Origin of the sequence: Streptomyces sp. NRRL B-1347, assembly GCF_000720325.1 — a bacterium.
In the GTDB taxonomy this organism is placed as follows: domain Bacteria; phylum Actinomycetota; class Actinomycetes; order Streptomycetales; family Streptomycetaceae; genus Streptomyces.
The window spans coordinates 1-14,647 of sequence record NZ_JOJM01000068.1; the positions used below are offsets into that span (position 1 = coordinate 1).

The 14,647-nt window shown below is 71.9% G+C and carries 13 protein-coding genes; 9 read left to right on the forward strand and 4 right to left on the reverse strand.

Going from position 1 to position 14,647, the window contains the following annotated elements; translation table 11 throughout:
* The 5 genes from IG74_RS46595 to IG74_RS0136835 all read left to right on the forward strand — a co-directional run.
* A partial coding sequence (locus IG74_RS46595; protein ID WP_107059114.1) for a molybdopterin molybdotransferase MoeA occupies positions 1–1,432 on the forward strand: 1,432 nt, incomplete at its 5' end.
* Positions 1,420–2,535 (forward strand): potassium channel family protein, encoded by a 1,116-nt coding sequence (locus IG74_RS0136820; RefSeq protein ID WP_199818943.1) that lies wholly within the window; start codon positions 1,420–1,422, stop codon positions 2,533–2,535. The genes IG74_RS46595 and IG74_RS0136820, both read left to right, overlap by 13 nt.
* A gap of 123 nt (positions 2,536–2,658) precedes the next feature.
* Positions 2,659–3,636: an NAD(P)H-quinone oxidoreductase gene (locus IG74_RS0136825; protein WP_030686319.1), complete on the forward strand. Its 978-nt coding sequence runs from the start codon at positions 2,659–2,661 to the stop codon at positions 3,634–3,636.
* Between the two features lie 237 nt (positions 3,637–3,873).
* Positions 3,874–4,290: a hypothetical protein gene (locus IG74_RS0136830; RefSeq protein WP_063761322.1), complete on the forward strand. Its 417-nt coding sequence runs from the start codon at positions 3,874–3,876 to the stop codon at positions 4,288–4,290.
* A gap of 81 nt (positions 4,291–4,371) precedes the next feature.
* Positions 4,372–4,914, forward strand: coding sequence for a bacterial proteasome activator family protein (locus IG74_RS0136835; protein WP_030686323.1), 543 nt, complete (start codon positions 4,372–4,374; stop codon positions 4,912–4,914).
* Between the two features lie 170 nt (positions 4,915–5,084).
* Here IG74_RS0136835 and IG74_RS0136840 read toward each other — a convergent pair whose 3' ends face one another.
* Both IG74_RS0136840 and IG74_RS0136845 read right to left on the reverse strand, forming a co-directional pair.
* Positions 5,085–5,546, reverse strand: a complete 462-nt coding sequence (locus IG74_RS0136840; RefSeq protein ID WP_030686326.1) for a carboxymuconolactone decarboxylase family protein — start codon at positions 5,544–5,546, stop codon at positions 5,085–5,087.
* 227 nt (positions 5,547–5,773) lie between these two features.
* A complete protein-coding gene (locus tag IG74_RS0136845; RefSeq protein WP_030686328.1) occupies positions 5,774–7,408 on the reverse strand; it encodes a protein kinase domain-containing protein in 1,635 nt (544 codons plus the stop codon).
* 363 nt (positions 7,409–7,771) lie between these two features.
* On the opposite strand from IG74_RS0136845, the gene IG74_RS0136850 reads away from it, so the two are divergent.
* Positions 7,772–9,370 (forward strand): protein kinase domain-containing protein, encoded by a 1,599-nt coding sequence (locus IG74_RS0136850; RefSeq protein ID WP_037826685.1) that lies wholly within the window; start codon positions 7,772–7,774, stop codon positions 9,368–9,370.
* 8 nt (positions 9,371–9,378) lie between these two features.
* Here IG74_RS0136850 and IG74_RS0136855 read toward each other — a convergent pair whose 3' ends face one another.
* Together IG74_RS0136855 and IG74_RS0136860 are read right to left on the reverse strand one after the other, a co-directional pair.
* Positions 9,379–9,819 carry a pyridoxamine 5'-phosphate oxidase family protein gene (locus IG74_RS0136855; protein WP_030686333.1) on the reverse strand — a complete coding sequence of 147 codons (441 nt, stop codon included), beginning with the start codon at positions 9,817–9,819 and terminating at the stop codon, positions 9,379–9,381.
* Positions 9,820–9,896: 77 nt separating this feature from the next.
* Positions 9,897–10,556, reverse strand: coding sequence for a response regulator (locus IG74_RS0136860; RefSeq protein ID WP_030686335.1), 660 nt, complete (start codon positions 10,554–10,556; stop codon positions 9,897–9,899).
* Positions 10,557–10,915: 359 nt separating this feature from the next.
* Between IG74_RS0136860 and pdhA the strand changes: the two genes are divergently transcribed.
* From pdhA to IG74_RS0136875, 3 genes are read left to right on the forward strand one after another with little or no spacing between them, the layout of a single operon-like run.
* The gene (pdhA, locus tag IG74_RS0136865) at positions 10,916–12,166 is read left to right on the forward strand and encodes a pyruvate dehydrogenase (acetyl-transferring) E1 component subunit alpha (protein WP_030686337.1); all 1,251 of its coding nucleotides are present in this window, start codon (positions 10,916–10,918) and stop codon (positions 12,164–12,166) included.
* Positions 12,167–12,168: 2 nt separating this feature from the next.
* Complete coding sequence (locus IG74_RS0136870; RefSeq protein ID WP_030686340.1) at positions 12,169–13,149, forward strand: alpha-ketoacid dehydrogenase subunit beta; 981 nt, start codon at positions 12,169–12,171, stop codon at positions 13,147–13,149.
* 11 nt (positions 13,150–13,160) lie between these two features.
* Positions 13,161–14,642 (forward strand): dihydrolipoamide acetyltransferase family protein, encoded by a 1,482-nt coding sequence (locus IG74_RS0136875; RefSeq protein ID WP_030686342.1) that lies wholly within the window; start codon positions 13,161–13,163, stop codon positions 14,640–14,642.
* Positions 14,643–14,647 lie beyond the last annotated feature (5 nt).

Consider the following 14,647-nt stretch of genomic DNA (forward strand, 5'->3'; position numbering starts at 1 on the left):
CGCCCCCCGCCCCCGCCCCGAGCCACCGATGCCGCCCCCGGACGCACAGGCCACCCAGGCCACCCAGGAAGCACAGGCCACCCAGCCCCGCCCCCGCGCCCGCGCCCGCGCCACCACCTGGCTCGACGCCCGCGCGGCGTCCCGCAAGGCCGGTGCCCCGGCGCCCGCGCCCGCCGTCCCCACGCCGCTGTCCGACACCCTGGGCCGCGTCCTCACCGCACCGCTGACCGCCCTCACCGACCTGCCCTCCTTCGACACCTCGGCGATGGACGGCTGGGCCGTGGCCGGTCCCGGCCCCTGGACGGTCCTCGCGGACGGGGTCCTGGCCGGGCAGGAGCGGCCCCAGCCGCTCGCCGACGGCGAGGCGGTGCGGATCGCCACGGGGGCCCGCGTCCCGCAGGACACCACCGCCGTCATCCGCAGCGAGCACGCGCGCGTGGACGACAAGAGCAAGCTGCACGCCCAGCGTGAGGTCGTGCCCGGCCAGGACATCCGGCCGCGCGCCCAGGAGTGCCGCGCGGGCGACCAACTCCTGCCGCCCGGCGCCCTGGTGACCCCCGCCGTGCTCGGGCTCGCCGCCGCGGCCGGGTACGACGCGCTGCCCGTCGCCCCGCGCCCCCGCGCGGAAGTCCTGGTCCTGGGCGATGAGTTGCTCACCGAAGGGCTGCCGCAGGAAGGCCGCATCCGGGACGCGCTCGGCCCGATGCTGCCGCCCTGGCTCCGCGCGCTCGGCGTGCACGTGACCGCCGTACGCCGCCTCGGCGACGACGCGGAAGCCCTGTACGAGGCCCTGGCCCGGTCCACGGCCGAGGTGATCGTGACGACCGGCGGCACCGCGTCCGGACCCGTCGACCACGTCCACCCCGCGCTGCGCCGCCTCGGCGCCGAACTGCTCGTCGACGGCGTCGCGGTGCGCCCCGGCCACCCGATGCTGCTCGCACGCCTTCCCGGAGCACGGCTGCCCGAGGCCCCTCGCGCCACCTCAAGCCGGGCCGGAGCGACGCCGGACCGTACCAACGCGGCGCTGGGCCAACGCGCCCGCCACCTCGTGGGCCTTCCCGGAAACCCCCTGGCCGCCGTCTCCGGCCTGCTCACCCTGGCCGAGCCGCTGCTGCGCGGGCTCGCGGGCCGCCCCGCCGCCGAGCCGTACACCGCGCCGCTGCGTGACGACGTACATGGGCATCCGCACGACACCCGTCTCGTGCCGGTCGTCCTGCGCGCCGAGTACGCGGTGCCGCTGCACTACAACGGCCCCGCGATGCTGCGGGGCATCGCGGTGGCCGACGGGCTCGCGGTGGTGCCGCCGGGCGGTGCGCGCCGTCAGCAAGAGGTGGAGATCCTCGATCTGCCCTGGACCGAACCGGGCGGGTCACACGGCGAGTTGGGGCACAACGGGTCGGCCGACCCCTTCAGCGAGGTGTGTTTCACGTGAAACTTCCCGGCCATGACGCGATCGCGCGCCAAGCCGACGAACACCTCGTCACGCACCGCGTCCAACTCCCCAAGCGCGTCGTCGAACGCCCCCTGCGCCAGGTCGGCAAACGCCTGCTGATGGCGATGTTCGTGCTCGCGTTGACCATCCTCATCGTGTACGTCGACCGCGACGGCTACCACGACAACGCGAACGGGACGATCGACTTCCTGGACGCCTCGTACTACGCCACCGTGACGCTCTCCACCACCGGGTACGGCGACATCGTCCCGCACAGTGACAGCGCGCGGATGGCCAACATCTTCCTGATCACGCCCCTGCGCGTGCTCTTCCTGATCATCCTCGTCGGCACCACGCTCGAAGTGCTGACGGAACGCACCCGTGAGGAATGGCGGCTTTCCCGCTGGAGGTCCAACTTGCGTGACCACACCGTCGTCGTCGGCTTCGGCACCAAGGGCCGTTCCGCGATCCAGACCGTGCAGGCGACGGGACTCAAGCCCGAGCAGGTCGTGATCGTCGACCCCAGCTCGAAGGTCGTCGAGGCGGCCACGGCGGAGGGCTACGCGGGTGTCGTCGGCGACGCGACGCGCAGCGACGTACTGCTGCGGGCCGAGGTGCAGAAGGCCCGCCAGATCATCGTGGCGACCCAGCGCGACGACACCGCGGTCCTGGTCACGCTCACCGCCCGACAGCTCAACCGGCAGGCGAAGATCGTGGCCGCGGTCCGCGAGGAGGAGAACGCGCCGCTGCTCCGGCAGTCCGGCGCCGACGCCGTCATCACCAGCGCCAGCGCGGCGGGACGGCTGCTCGGCCTGTCGGTGCTCAGCCCGAGCGCGGGCGTGGTCATGGAGGACCTCATCCAGCAGGGCAGCGGTCTCGACCTGGTCGAAAGGCCGGTGATAAAGGCCGAGGTCGGGCACGGGGTGCGCGAGATGAAGGACCTGGTCGTCAGCGTCGTACGAGGACACCGGCTGCTCGCGTACGACGATCCGGCCATCGGCGAGCTCCAGTTGACGGACCGGCTGATCACGATCGTCCGGGCCTCACCGGCTCCGGAGCCGCCGATGACGGAGGTGCGGCGGGCGGCGCGACCGCTGGACTGAGGCCCGCGCGCTGCCCCGGAGCGCGCCCTGCCGCACCCTCCGGGCGTCCCGGGAGGGCCCGGGGCCGGGTTGTCCGTGTGCAGCGCCCTGCCGGTCAAAGGAGGCGGGAGTAGCCTCGCCCGCATGCATGCGATCACGATCCCCGAATCCGGTGGGCCCGAGGTGCTCCAGTGGGCCGAGGTCCCCGATCCCGTACCCGGTGAGGGCGAGGTCCTCATCGAGGTGGCCGCCAGCGCCGTGAACCGTGCCGACCTGCTCCAGCGGCAGGGCTTCTACGACCCGCCGCCCGGCGCGTCGCCGTACCCGGGCCTGGAGTGCTCCGGGCGGATCACCGCGCTCGGCCCCGGCGTCGCGGGCCTGGCGGTCGGCGAAGAGGTGTGCGCGCTGCTCGCGGGCGGCGGCTACGCGGAGCAGGTCGTCGTCCCGGCGGGGCAGGTCCTGCCGGTGCCCGACGGCGTTGACCTCGTCACGGCGGCCGCGCTGCCGGAGGTCACGGCCACGGTCTGGTCGAACGTGTTCATGGTGGCCCATCTGCGCCCCGGCGAGACGCTCCTCGTGCACGGCGGCGCCAGCGGCATCGGCACCATGGCGATCCAGCTCGCGAAGGCCGTCGGCGCGCGCGTCGCGGTGACGGCGGGCAGCAAGGAGAAGCTGGCGTTCTGCGGCGACCTGGGCGCGGACGTCCTCATCGACTACCGCGAGCAGGACTTCGCCGAGGAGATCAAGCGGGCCACGGACGGGGCGGGCGCGGACGTGATCCTGGACATCATGGGCGCCAAGTACCTGGAGCGGAACGTCGACTCCCTCGCGGTCAGCGGCCGCCTCGCGATCATCGGCATGCAGGGCGGCGTGAAGGGCGAGCTGAACATCGCCACGCTGCTGCGCAAGCGCGCCGCCGTCACCGCGACCTCGCTGCGGGCCCGGCCCGTCGCGGAGAAGACCTCCATCGTCGCGGCGGTGCGGGAGCACGTGTGGCCGTTGATCGGGGCGGGGCAGGTGCGGGCGGTGGTGGACCGGGCGCTGCCGATGCGGGACGCGGGGGCCGCGCATCAGGTGTTGGAGTCGAGTGGGCATATCGGGAAGGTGCTGCTGGTCCGGTAGCCCTCGCGGGGCGCCCCGCTGTGTCCATCAGCGTGCTCCGTGCGCGGGCGCCCCTTCCCGCTCCACGGGGGGGGCTCCTCCCCCCCCGTGCCCCCCCCGAAAACGGCGCTTCGCGCCTCGTCCTCAAACGCCGGACGGGCTGGATTCGCGACGTCGAGATGCCGGATGGTGCGGGGCGTGTGACGCTGGCTGCACGCCCGCGATCTTGGCGACCCGGCAGCGGGAGGGAGCCGTGCGGTGACTTCATGGCGGTGCCGCGCCCCGCGCGCGGCCGTACCGGTGGCGCTGGTGAGCGTGCTGCTCGCCCCGGCCCCGGGATACGCCGCCGACCCGTCCCCCGCTCCATCGGCCGCGTACTACGACGAGGTGGCCCTCGCCGGGAGCCGCGCGGGCGAGGGCAGGACCCGGCCGGGCCGGGCGGAGCCGCTCGTGATGCCCGATCCGCGGGCCTGGCGCCCGCTGCCGCCCCCGGCGGCCCGCGAGCGGCGCGCCGAGCCGAAGCCGCCGCCCGCCGCGGATGCCGCCGATCCGTTCGCCCGGAGCACGGCGACGGGGCCGCCCATCCCCGGTCTGCGCGTCCTGCCGCTCGGCGCGGGCCTGGTCCTGATCGGCCTCGGCCTCGGGTTCCTGGGCCTTCGCCTGCGCCGGGGCTGATGCGTGGCCCCGTAGACGGTGGATCATCGGCGAATGGGGGCACCACGGATGTGTGAGCAACGGGTGCGAGAGAATGGCGGCATGGAGATGCCGAGGAACGAAAGGTCGCCGGAGAACCCCCAGGTCCTGGTTGTCGGCCAGGACGGCATGGCGCTCGGCGGCGGTGGCGACGACGACGTCCGCGAGGTCCCGGTGACGGACATGGTCGAACAGCCGGCGAAGGTCATGCGGATCGGCAGCATGATCAAGCAGCTTTTGGAAGAAGTGCGCGCGGCACCTCTGGACGAGGCGAGCCGGGTGCGCCTCAAGGAGATCCACGCCAGCTCGGTGAAGGAGCTGGAGGACGGCCTCGCGCCCGAACTCGTGGAGGAACTGGAGCGCCTGTCGCTGCCGTTCACCGACGAGACGACGCCGAGCGACGCGGAGCTGCGCATCGCGCAGGCCCAGTTGGTGGGCTGGCTCGAAGGCCTCTTCCACGGGATCCAGACGACGCTGTTCGCGCAGCAGATGGCCGCGCGGGCCCAGTTGGAGCAGATGCGCCGCGCGCTGCCGCCGGGCGTGGGCGGTCACGAGGACGACGAGGAAGGCGGCGTGGCGGGCCGCAGCGGGGGCCCCTACCTCTAGCCGCCGGCCGCCCCGGAGGCGACCGACGCACACACCCCGCGAACGAGACGCACACACCCCGCAAACGGACCGACGGACACACCCGCAGACGAACCGACGGACACACCCGCAAACGAAGGGGCCCGGTACGCACCCCGCGTACCGGGCCCCTCGGTCTGTGTCCCGCGGGCTCAGCCCCACGTGGTGCCCGCGGGCTCCTGAATCGTGGCGTTGATCCGGTTGAACATGTTCGTCACGCCGATGACCATGATCAGGGCGGACAGCTCCCGCTCGTCGAAGTGGTCGGCGACCTCGTCCCAGAGCTCGTCGGACACGGCCTGGGCGGAGCGGTCGGCGAGCCGCGTGGAGACCTCCGCGAGGGCCAGCGCGGCGCGCTCCGCGTCCGTGAAGAACGGCGCCTCGCGCCAGGCCACCACCGTGGCGAGCCGCTCGGCGCTCGTCCCGGCCTTCACCAGGTTCGCCGTGTGACCGTGGATGCAGGCGCTGCACCCGTTGATCTGGCTGACCCGCAGGCCGACGATCTCCTGGAGCTCCTGCGTCAGGCCGCTCTCGGCGATGGCCTTCATGATGCTGCCGATGCCCTTGATGCCGTCGGGAAGGACGAACGCCGGGTTCTTCATCCGAGCCTGCATGGCCGGTCTCCTCTGTGCTGCTCTCGCGCCGCTTGGCTTGTCACTTCACTGACGGAGCGGGAGCGGGGAATGTGACCGGTGCGCGAAAGAATTTTCCGCACCGGTCACGCGCGGCAGCCGCGAGGAGGACCGAGAGAGGAGGACCGAGAGAGGAGGACCGAGAGAGGAGGACCGAGAGAGGAAGACAGAGAGAGGAAGAGAGAGGAACAGAGAGGGGACCGGGGAAGCTACGAGGGGTTGCCCGTCGAGATCTGGAACGTGATCTCCACGTCCTTCGGGTCGACGTCGGAGCCCGCCTTGGGGATCTGCCCCATGACGGTGTCCTCGCCGTACGTGTTCTCGTCGAGCTTCTGCTTGTCGTAGTGCCACCCGGCCGCCTGGAGGCAGGAGAGGACCGAGCGCCAGTCCTTGTAGCTGAAGTCGGGCAGCTTGATCTTGTCCGGGTCGTTGTACGCCGTGTCCGGCTCCGTGCACACCGTCTTCTCGACCGTGTTCGTGCGGTCCGGGCCGCGGTGCCCGGCCACCGGCTTCTTCGTCTCCTTGGCGTCGCCGCCGTCCCCGTCGCCGTTCAGGGAGATCGCGGTGATCAGGCCGCCGACGGCGAGCAGGGCGACGACGATCGAGCCGATGATGACCGGCATGTTCCGCTTGCCGCCGCCGGAGCCGCGCGAGCCGCCGGGGGACGCCGCCGTGGCGGGCTGCGGGGACAGCGTGTACGGGGGCGGGGTCTGGGCCGCCTGCGGGGCCGGGACGTAGGCGTTGGTGGGCGCGGGGGTCTGGTAGCCCTGCTGCGGGTAGCCGTACCCGGGCTGCGGGGTGGGCGTCGCCGGAGTCGCGTGGCCGTAGGGGCCCGGCTGGTACGGCGTCTGGACGCTGCCCTGCGCCTGCGGGTTCGTCGAGTCGACGGGCGGGAAGACGGCGGAGCCGACGCCCGCGCCGCTGGCGGTCTGGGCGCCGGGGACGATGCTGGGCGCGGAAGCCTGGAAGGACTGGGCGACGCGCAGGCACTCGTCGCGCATGGCCTCGGCGGTCGGGAAGCGCTCGTTCGGGTTCTTCTTGAGCGCGCGGGCGACGAGGGCGTCGACGGCCGGGGGCAGCGAGCGGTTGATGGAGGAGGGGGCGACCGGCTCCTCCTGGACGTGCGCGTACGCGATGGCGAGCGGCGAGTCCGCCTCGAAGGGCAGTCGGCCCGTCACGAGCTGGAACAGCATGATGCCGACCGAGTAGAGGTCGGAGCGGGCGTCGACGCCGCGGCCGAGGGCCTGCTCGGGCGACAGGTACTGCGGGGTGCCGACGACCATGCCGGTCTGCGTCATCGAGGTGACGCCGGACTGCATGGCGCGGGCGATGCCGAAGTCCATGACCTTGACGACGTTCCGCTTCGTCATCATCACGTTGCCGGGCTTGATGTCGCGGTGGACCAGGCCCATCTCGTGGCTGATCTCCAGGGCCGCGAGCACATCGGCGGTGATCTTCAGCGCCTGGTCGGTGGGCATCGCGCCCTGCTGGCGGATCGCGGCGTCCAGGACGGAGCCGAGGGGCTTGCCCTCCACGTACTCCATGACGATGTACGGCATCGTCGACCCGCCGAGGTCGTCCTCGCCGGTGTCGAAGACCGACACGATGTTCGTGTGCGTGAGCTTGGCCACGGACTGGGCCTCGCGCCGGAAGCGCTCGCGGAAGGACTGCTCGCGGCCGAGCTCGGTGTGGAGTGTCTTGATCGCGACCTGTCGGTCGAGCACCGTGTCGTACGCGAGGTGCACCGAGGCCATGCCGCCCTCGCCGAGCAGATCGCGCAGCTGATAGCGGCCGCCGGCCAGTGAACTGCCCGCGTACCGGCCCTGAGCGCCGTCCTGGCTCATGTCGTGCGTCCCCCATCGGCGCGGACGCGAGACGGCGCCGCGGCTGTGACTGTGGCTATGGGTTGCGACCGAAGACGTCTCGGAGACGGTGATCGATCCGCTATTCCTGGCCAAGTCTGCCCGAGGGCGATGCCACGTCAAGCTCGGTGCCCGTTCCGTGACCGTACGCGCAAGAAGAGTCTCGTAAGCGTTACAAGTTTGCCCCGAGGGGGCCCCGGCGGGTTTGATGGCCGGTCCACCTCGGACCGGCATGTTGCGCGAAGGCTGTAGCGTGGCACGGCGGAGTACCCCGTACCGCTCCCATCACGTATCCGGTACACGCCCTCCACGGGCGGACCACGATCAGAACGACGGCGAGGACTGATGGCACAGACGCAGCGCGCTCAGGGCCCGTCCGACCCCGAGGCGACTGGCGGCGGCATGTCAGACGTGCCCGAGATGTGGGGGAACGGTGGCCTTGTCGGAGACGGTAGGTACCGCCTGACCCACCGGCTCGGCCGTGGTGGCATGGCCGAGGTGTTCGCCGCCGAGGACGTACGGCTCGGACGCACGGTCGCGGTCAAGCTGCTGCGCGCCGACCTCGCCGAGGACCCGGTGTCCAAGGCCCGCTTCACCCGCGAGGCGCAGTCGGTCGCCGGCCTGAACCACCACGCGGTCGTCGGGGTCTACGACTCCGGTGAGGACTTCATCGGCGGGAACTCCGTCCCGTACATCGTGATGGAGCTGGTCGAGGGCCGCACCATCCGCGATCTGCTGATCAACGCGGAGGCGCCCGGGCCCGAGCAGGCGCTGATCATCGTGTCGGGCGTCCTGGAGGCGCTCGCCTACTCACACCAGCACGGCATCGTGCACCGCGACATCAAGCCCGCGAACGTCTCCATCACCAACACCGGCGCGGTGAAGGTGATGGACTTCGGCATCGCGCGCGCCCTGCACGGCGCGTCCACGACGATGACGCAGACCGGCATGGTCATGGGCACGCCCCAGTACCTGTCGCCCGAGCAGGCGCTCGGCAAGGCCGTCGACCACCGCTCCGACCTGTACGCGACGGGCTGTCTGCTGTACGAACTGCTCGCGCTGCGGCCGCCGTTCACCGGCGAGACGCCGCTGTCCGTGGTCTACCAGCACGTCCAGGACACGCCCGTGCCGCCGTCCCAGGTGTCCGACGCGGCGCCGCCGGAGCTCGACGGGCTCGTCATGAGGTCGCTCGCCAAGGACCCCGACGACCGCTTCCAGACCGCGGAGGAGATGCGCGGCCTGATCCAGTACGGGCTCCAGATGCTCGCCGAGCAGGGCAGCCACACCGGGACCTGGAACACCGGCCCGGTGGAGGCCGTCCACGGGCACGAGGGCGCGCACACCCCGGCGATGGGCATGGCGGGCACCACCGTGATGCCGCACCCCGGCGACAGCGGCACCCAGCAGATCCCGAGCCCCATGCTGCGGCCTCCGGGCGGCGACGACGGCGGCTTCGACGGCGGCCACCGGGACGGCGGCGGGCGGGGCCGCGCGGGCAAGGTGTGGATCCTCGCGGTGCTCGCGGTGATCGCGATCGCGGTGGGCGTGGCGTTCGCGCTGTCCGGCAACGACAGCGACGGCAAGAAGGACGGCGGTCCCTCCAAGACGCCGTCGACGAAGCAGTCGCAGGAGAAGTCGCCGACCAAGAGCGCGGACGACGACGAGACGGAAGACAGCGGTACGCAGCCCGGCGGCGACGGCACCGGCGGGCAGAACGACTATCCGCAGCAGCCGACGCGGCCCACGCATCAGCCGACGCAGCCGACGACGAAGCCGACGGAGCCGACGAATCCGCCGACGGAGCCGACGGATCCGCCCACGGATCCCACGGACCCGCCCACGGACCCCTCCGATCCGCCCACCGAGCCGTCCGATCCGGTCTCGCCGCCGGACGACGGCGGGAACGACGGTGGTACGGAGGGCGGCGAGGCCGACTCGGAGTGACCTCCGGGTCAGCCCACCGCGGGCAATGCGCCGGCGACGGCGCCGCTCACCGCGGGGCTGAGGGTGTGGACCACGGCCTTCTGGGGCTCCAGGCGGAGGTACACCGCGTCGTACGGCTCGCCGTCCACATAGCGTGGGGGCGGGCCGAAGCGGGCCAGTTCCGCGGTACTGGGGCGCACGGCCTCGCAGAGGCCGACGAGCTGGACCGTCCACTGGCCCTCGGCCGCCGCCGACGTGCCCAGGTTGTCCGCTCCGTACGCGATGACGCTCCCGACGCACGCGTCGTGGTACCCGAAGCCCCGGTGCATGCGCAGCAGGACGTGCCCGTCGGTCACGATGTGGCGGGCCGCCGCGAGGAAGGGCAGGGCGCGCATGCTGGTCGCGACCCGGCCGTAGTCGGTGCGCCGGAGCAGGGCGAAGGCGAGCTGCTGGTCGGAGTCGGAGGGCATGTCCCTACCGTGCGGCACGCGCGCGGGCGGGAGAAGAGCCGCCCGCCCCGTAAACAAGGGACGTAAGTCCCGATCGGTCAGCGGCGCTCCGCCTGCATCCGCGCCACGTACGCGGCGGCCTGCGAGCGGCGCTCCATGCCGAGCTTGGACAGCAGGCTGGAGACGTAGTTCTTGATGGTCTTCTCGGCGAGGTGGAGGCGCTCGCCGATGGCGCGGTTGGTGAGGCCCTCGCCGATCAGGTCGAGGATCTTGCGCTCCTGCTCGGTGAGGTTGGCCAGGCGGTCGTCGCCCTTGGCGCCGTTCCCGTCGCGCAGGCGCTCCAGGACGCGGGCCGTGGCGACCGGGTCGAGCAGGGACTTTCCGGCGGCCACGTCCCGCACGGCGGTCAGCAGTTCATTGCCGCGAATGGCCTTGAGGACATAGCCGGAGGCACCGGCCATGATGGCGTCGAACAGGGCCTCGTCGTCCGCGAACGAAGTGAGCATCAGGCATTTGATGGAGTCGTCCTGCGAGCGGATCTCACGGCAGACCTCGACGCCGCTGCCGTCGGGAAGGCGCACGTCGAGCACCGCGACGTCCGGGCGCGTGGCCGGAATGCGCACCAAGGCATCGGCGGCCGTGCCCGCCTCTCCGACCACCTCGATGTCGGACTCCACGGAGAGCAGCTCATGGACTCCGCGACGCACGACCTCGTGATCATCGAGCAGGAATACCGTGATTTTTCCTTGTTCGCGCACGGTGCCAGTGTCACACATCAAGTCTTCCCGTGCCCGGGGTGGCCGGGATAACGTGCCGGTGTTCCGGCCCCCTGCCAGGCTGTGATCAGTGGCGTGACCAGCATGTGTTTCCCGGCTTCTCGGTTTAGTTGGATTCCCTAGTGGTCCTTTACTTGGAAATCCAAGCAAAATTGCAGGTCAGACGGGGTTTCACAGTTTTGGTACGCACTGGGTAACGTGCTTGGAGAAGGGCGCTCGCCGGGACGACTGTCACGCCTAATCCCGCTGAGCCGCACCCACCCCGTGCGACGGGCTGGAATCGGGCGAGCCGCACTGGCCTGCCGGTGGATCCCGGGGGCCGGACCGACGGAGGAGCACACGTGACCGTGGAAAGCACCGCCGCGCGTACGCCGCGCCGCGCAAGCAGCGGCGGCAAGCGCACCAGTGCGAGCGCGAAGAGCGCCAGCGCGAGTGCGAAGAAGAGCGCGAGCGCGAAGAAGCCCGCGAAGGACGCGGGCGAGAGCGCTCGGCCCGAGCTCGTACAGCTGCTGACGCCCGAGGGCGAGCGGGTCGAGAACCCCGAGTACGACAAGTACGTGGCGGACGTGACCCCCGAGGACCTTCGCGCGCTGTACCGGGACATGGTGATGACCCGCCGCTTCGACGCCGAGGCCGTCACGCTGCAGCGCCAGGGCGAGCTGGGCCTGTGGCCCTCGCTGCTCGGCCAGGAGGCGGCACAGGTCGGCTCGGGCCGCGCGACCCGCGAGGACGACTACGTCTTCCCCACCTACCGAGAACACGGCGTCGCCTGGTGCCGGGGCGTCGACCCGACGCTGCTGCTCGGCATGTTCCGTGGCGTGAACCACGGTGGCTGGGACCCCAACAGCAACAACTTCCACCTGTACACCATCGTGATCGGCTCCCAGACGCTGCACGCGACGGGCTACGCGATGGGCGTGGCCAAGGACGGCACGGACGGCGCGGTCGTCGCGTACCTCGGTGACGGTGCCACCAGCCAGGGCGACGTGGCGGAGGCCTTCACGTTCGCCGCGGTCTACAACGCCCCCGTGGTGTTCTTCTGCCAGAACAACCAGTGGGCGATCTCCGAGCCGACCGAGAAGCAGAGCCGCGTGCCGCTGTACCAGCGTGCGCAGGGCTACGGCTTCCCGGGCGTGCGCGTCGACGGCAACGACGTCCTCGCGTGCCTCGCGGTCTCCAAGTGGGCCCTGGAGCGGGCGCGCACGGGCGAGGGCCCCTCCCTCGTCGAGGCGTTCACGTACCGCATGGGCGCCCACACCACCTCCGACGACCCGACGCGCTACCGCCGCGACGAGGAGCGCGAGGCGTGGGAGGCCAAGGACCCGATCAAGCGGCTGCGCGCGTATCTGGAGGCCGAGGGCCACGCCGACGCGGCGTTCTTCGCGGAACTCGAAGCCGAGAGCGAGACGTTGGGCAAGCGGGTGCGGGAAGTGGTGCGGTCGATGCCCGACCCGGAGCCCATGTCGATCTTCGAGAACATCTATGCGGACGGGCACGCCCTCGTGGACGAGGAGCGGGCCGAGTTCGCCGCCTACCAAGCGTCGTTCGCGGACACTCCTGCGGACGCCGCCACCGGCGGGGAGGTCAAGTAGTCATGGCCGTGAAGAAGTTGCCGGTCGCCAAGGCGATCAACGAATCCCTGCGCACGGCCCTGGAGGCCGACCCCAAAGTCGTCGTGATGGGCGAGGACGTCGGCAAGCTCGGCGGCGTCTTCCGCGTCACCGACGGGCTGCAGAAGGACTTCGGCGAGGACCGCGTCATCGACACGCCGCTCGCCGAGTCCGGCATCATCGGCACGGCCATCGGCCTGGCCCTGCGCGGCTACCGCCCGGTGGCGGAGATCCAGTTCGACGGCTTCGTCTTCCCCGCGTACGACCAGATCGTCACGCAGCTCGCGAAGATGTACGCGCGCTCGCTCGGCAAGATCAAGGTGCCGGTCGTCATCCGCATCCCGTACGGCGGCGGCATCGGCGCGGTCGAGCACCACAGCGAGTCCCCGGAGGCGCTGTTCGCGCACGTCGCGGGCCTGAAGGTGGTCTCGCCCTCGAACGCGTCGGACGCGTACTGGATGCTCCAGCAGGCCATCCAGAGCGACGACCCGGTCGTCTTCTTCGAGCCCAAGCGACGCTACTGGGAGAAGGGCGAGGTCAACACCGACGCCATCCCGGACCCGCTGCACAAGGCGAGCGTGGCCCGCGCGGGCACCGACGTGACGCTCGTGGCGTACGGCCCGATGGTGCGCACCTGTCTGGAGGCCGCCGCGGCCGCCGCGGAGGAGGGCAAGTCCCTGGAGGTCGTCGACCTGCGCTCCATCTCGCCGATCGACTTCGACACGGTGCAGGCCTCGGTCGAGAAGACCGGCCGGCTGGTCGTGGTGCACGAGGCGCCGGTGTTCTTCGGCGCGGGCGCGGAGATCGCCGCGCGCATCACCGAGCGCAGCTTCTACCACTTGGAGGCGCCCGTCCTGCGGGTCGGCGGTTTCCACTCCCCGTATCCGCCCGCGCGGGTGGAAGAGGACTATCTGCCGGGCCTCGACCGGGTGCTCGACGCCGTCGACCGCTCGCTTGCGTACTGAGGGAAGAGGTCGTGACGACAATGACTGACACCACGGCGGCCGTCCGCGAGTTCAAGATGCCCGACGTGGGCGAGGGACTCACCGAGGCGGAGATCCTCAAGTGGTACGTGGCCGCGGGCGACACCGTCACCGACGGCCAGGTCGTGTGCGAGGTGGAGACGGCCAAGGCGGCCGTGGAGCTGCCGATCCCGTTCGACGGCACGGTCCGTGAGCTCCGGTTCGCGGAGGGCACGACCGTGGACGTCGGCCAGGTGATCATCACCGTGGACGTGTCCGGGGGCGCGGCACCCGCGCCCGCCGCGGCGCCGCCCGCGCCTGCCGCCGAGCCGGAGCCCGCCCCGTCGGCGGAGCCCGCGGCCCCGTCCGGACGCCAGCCGGTGCTCGTCGGGTACGGCGTGGCGGAGTCCTCCACCAAGCGGCGCGCCCGCAAGCCCGTCCCGGGCCAGGCCGAGGCGTCGCTCGCCGCGGCCGCGGTACAGGCGGAGCTGAACGGCCACAGCGCGCCGCCGGTTCCGGAGGCCCCGGAGGCCGCCGCGCCCGCCGGCACCCGCCCGCTGGCCAAGCCGCCGGTGCGCAAGCTCGCCAAGGACCTGGGCGTGGACCTCGCCACGGTCACGCCGACGGGCCCGGACGGCGTCATCACCCGCGAGGACGTGCACGCGGCGGTGGCCCCCGCCTCCGCCTCCGCCTCCGCACCCGCCCCCGCCCCTGCCTCCGCGCCCGTCGCCGCTCCCGCCCCGGTCGCCGCTCCCGCGGCGGTCCAGGAGCCGGTGGCCGCGGTGGCCGGTGACGCGCGCGAGACCCGCATCCCGGTCAAGGGCGTCCGCAAGGCGACCGCGCAGGCGATGGTCGCCTCGGCGTTCACGGCGCCGCACGTCACGGAGTTCGTGACGGTGGACGTGACGCGCACGATGAAGCTCGTCGAGGAGCTGAAGCAGGACCGGGCCTTCGAGGGCCTGCGGGTGAACCCGCTGCTTCTGATCTCCAAGGCGCTCCTGGTCGCGATCCGCCGCAACCCGGGTGTGAACGCCGCCTGGGACGAGGCGAACCAGGAGATCGTGCGGAAGCACTACGTGAACCTGGGCATCGCCGCGGCGACCCCGCGCGGTCTGATCGTGCCGAACATCAAGGACGCGCACGCCAAGACCCTGCCCGAGCTCGCCGGCGCGCTCGGCGAGCTGGTGTCCACGGCCCGCGAGGGCAAGACGTCGCCCGGCGCCATGCAGGGCGGCACGGTGACGATCACGAACATCGGCGTCTTCGGCATCGACACGGGCACGCCCATCCTGAACCCCGGCGAGTCCGCGATCCTCGCGGTCGGCGCGATCAAGCTCCAGCCGTGGGTCCACAAGGGCAAGGTGAAGCCGCGCCAGGTGACCACCCTCGGCCTCTCCTTCGACCACCGCCTGGTGGACGGGGAGCTGGGCTCGAAGGTGCTCGGTGACGTGGCAGCGATCCTGGAGCAGCCGAAGCGGCTGATGACCTGGGCGTAGGCGCG

Excerpts from the sequence above, each read along its gene's own strand:
- IG74_RS0136870 (WP_030686340.1), top strand. The coding sequence starts at position 12,169 with ATGGCCGTGAAGAAGTTGCCGGTCGCCAAGGCGATCAACGAATCCCTG.
- IG74_RS0136825 (WP_030686319.1), top strand. The coding sequence starts at position 2,659 with ATGCATGCGATCACGATCCCCGAATCCGGTGGGCCCGAGGTGCTCCAG.
- IG74_RS0136845 (WP_030686328.1), bottom strand. The coding sequence starts at position 7,408 with ATGAGCCAGGACGGCGCTCAGGGCCGGTACGCGGGCAGTTCACTGGCC.
- IG74_RS0136835 (WP_030686323.1), top strand. The coding sequence starts at position 4,372 with ATGGAGATGCCGAGGAACGAAAGGTCGCCGGAGAACCCCCAGGTCCTG.
- IG74_RS0136840 (WP_030686326.1), bottom strand. The coding sequence starts at position 5,546 with ATGCAGGCTCGGATGAAGAACCCGGCGTTCGTCCTTCCCGACGGCATC.
- IG74_RS0136850 (WP_037826685.1), top strand. The coding sequence starts at position 7,772 with ATGGCACAGACGCAGCGCGCTCAGGGCCCGTCCGACCCCGAGGCGACT.
- IG74_RS0136855 (WP_030686333.1), bottom strand. The coding sequence starts at position 9,819 with ATGCCCTCCGACTCCGACCAGCAGCTCGCCTTCGCCCTGCTCCGGCGC.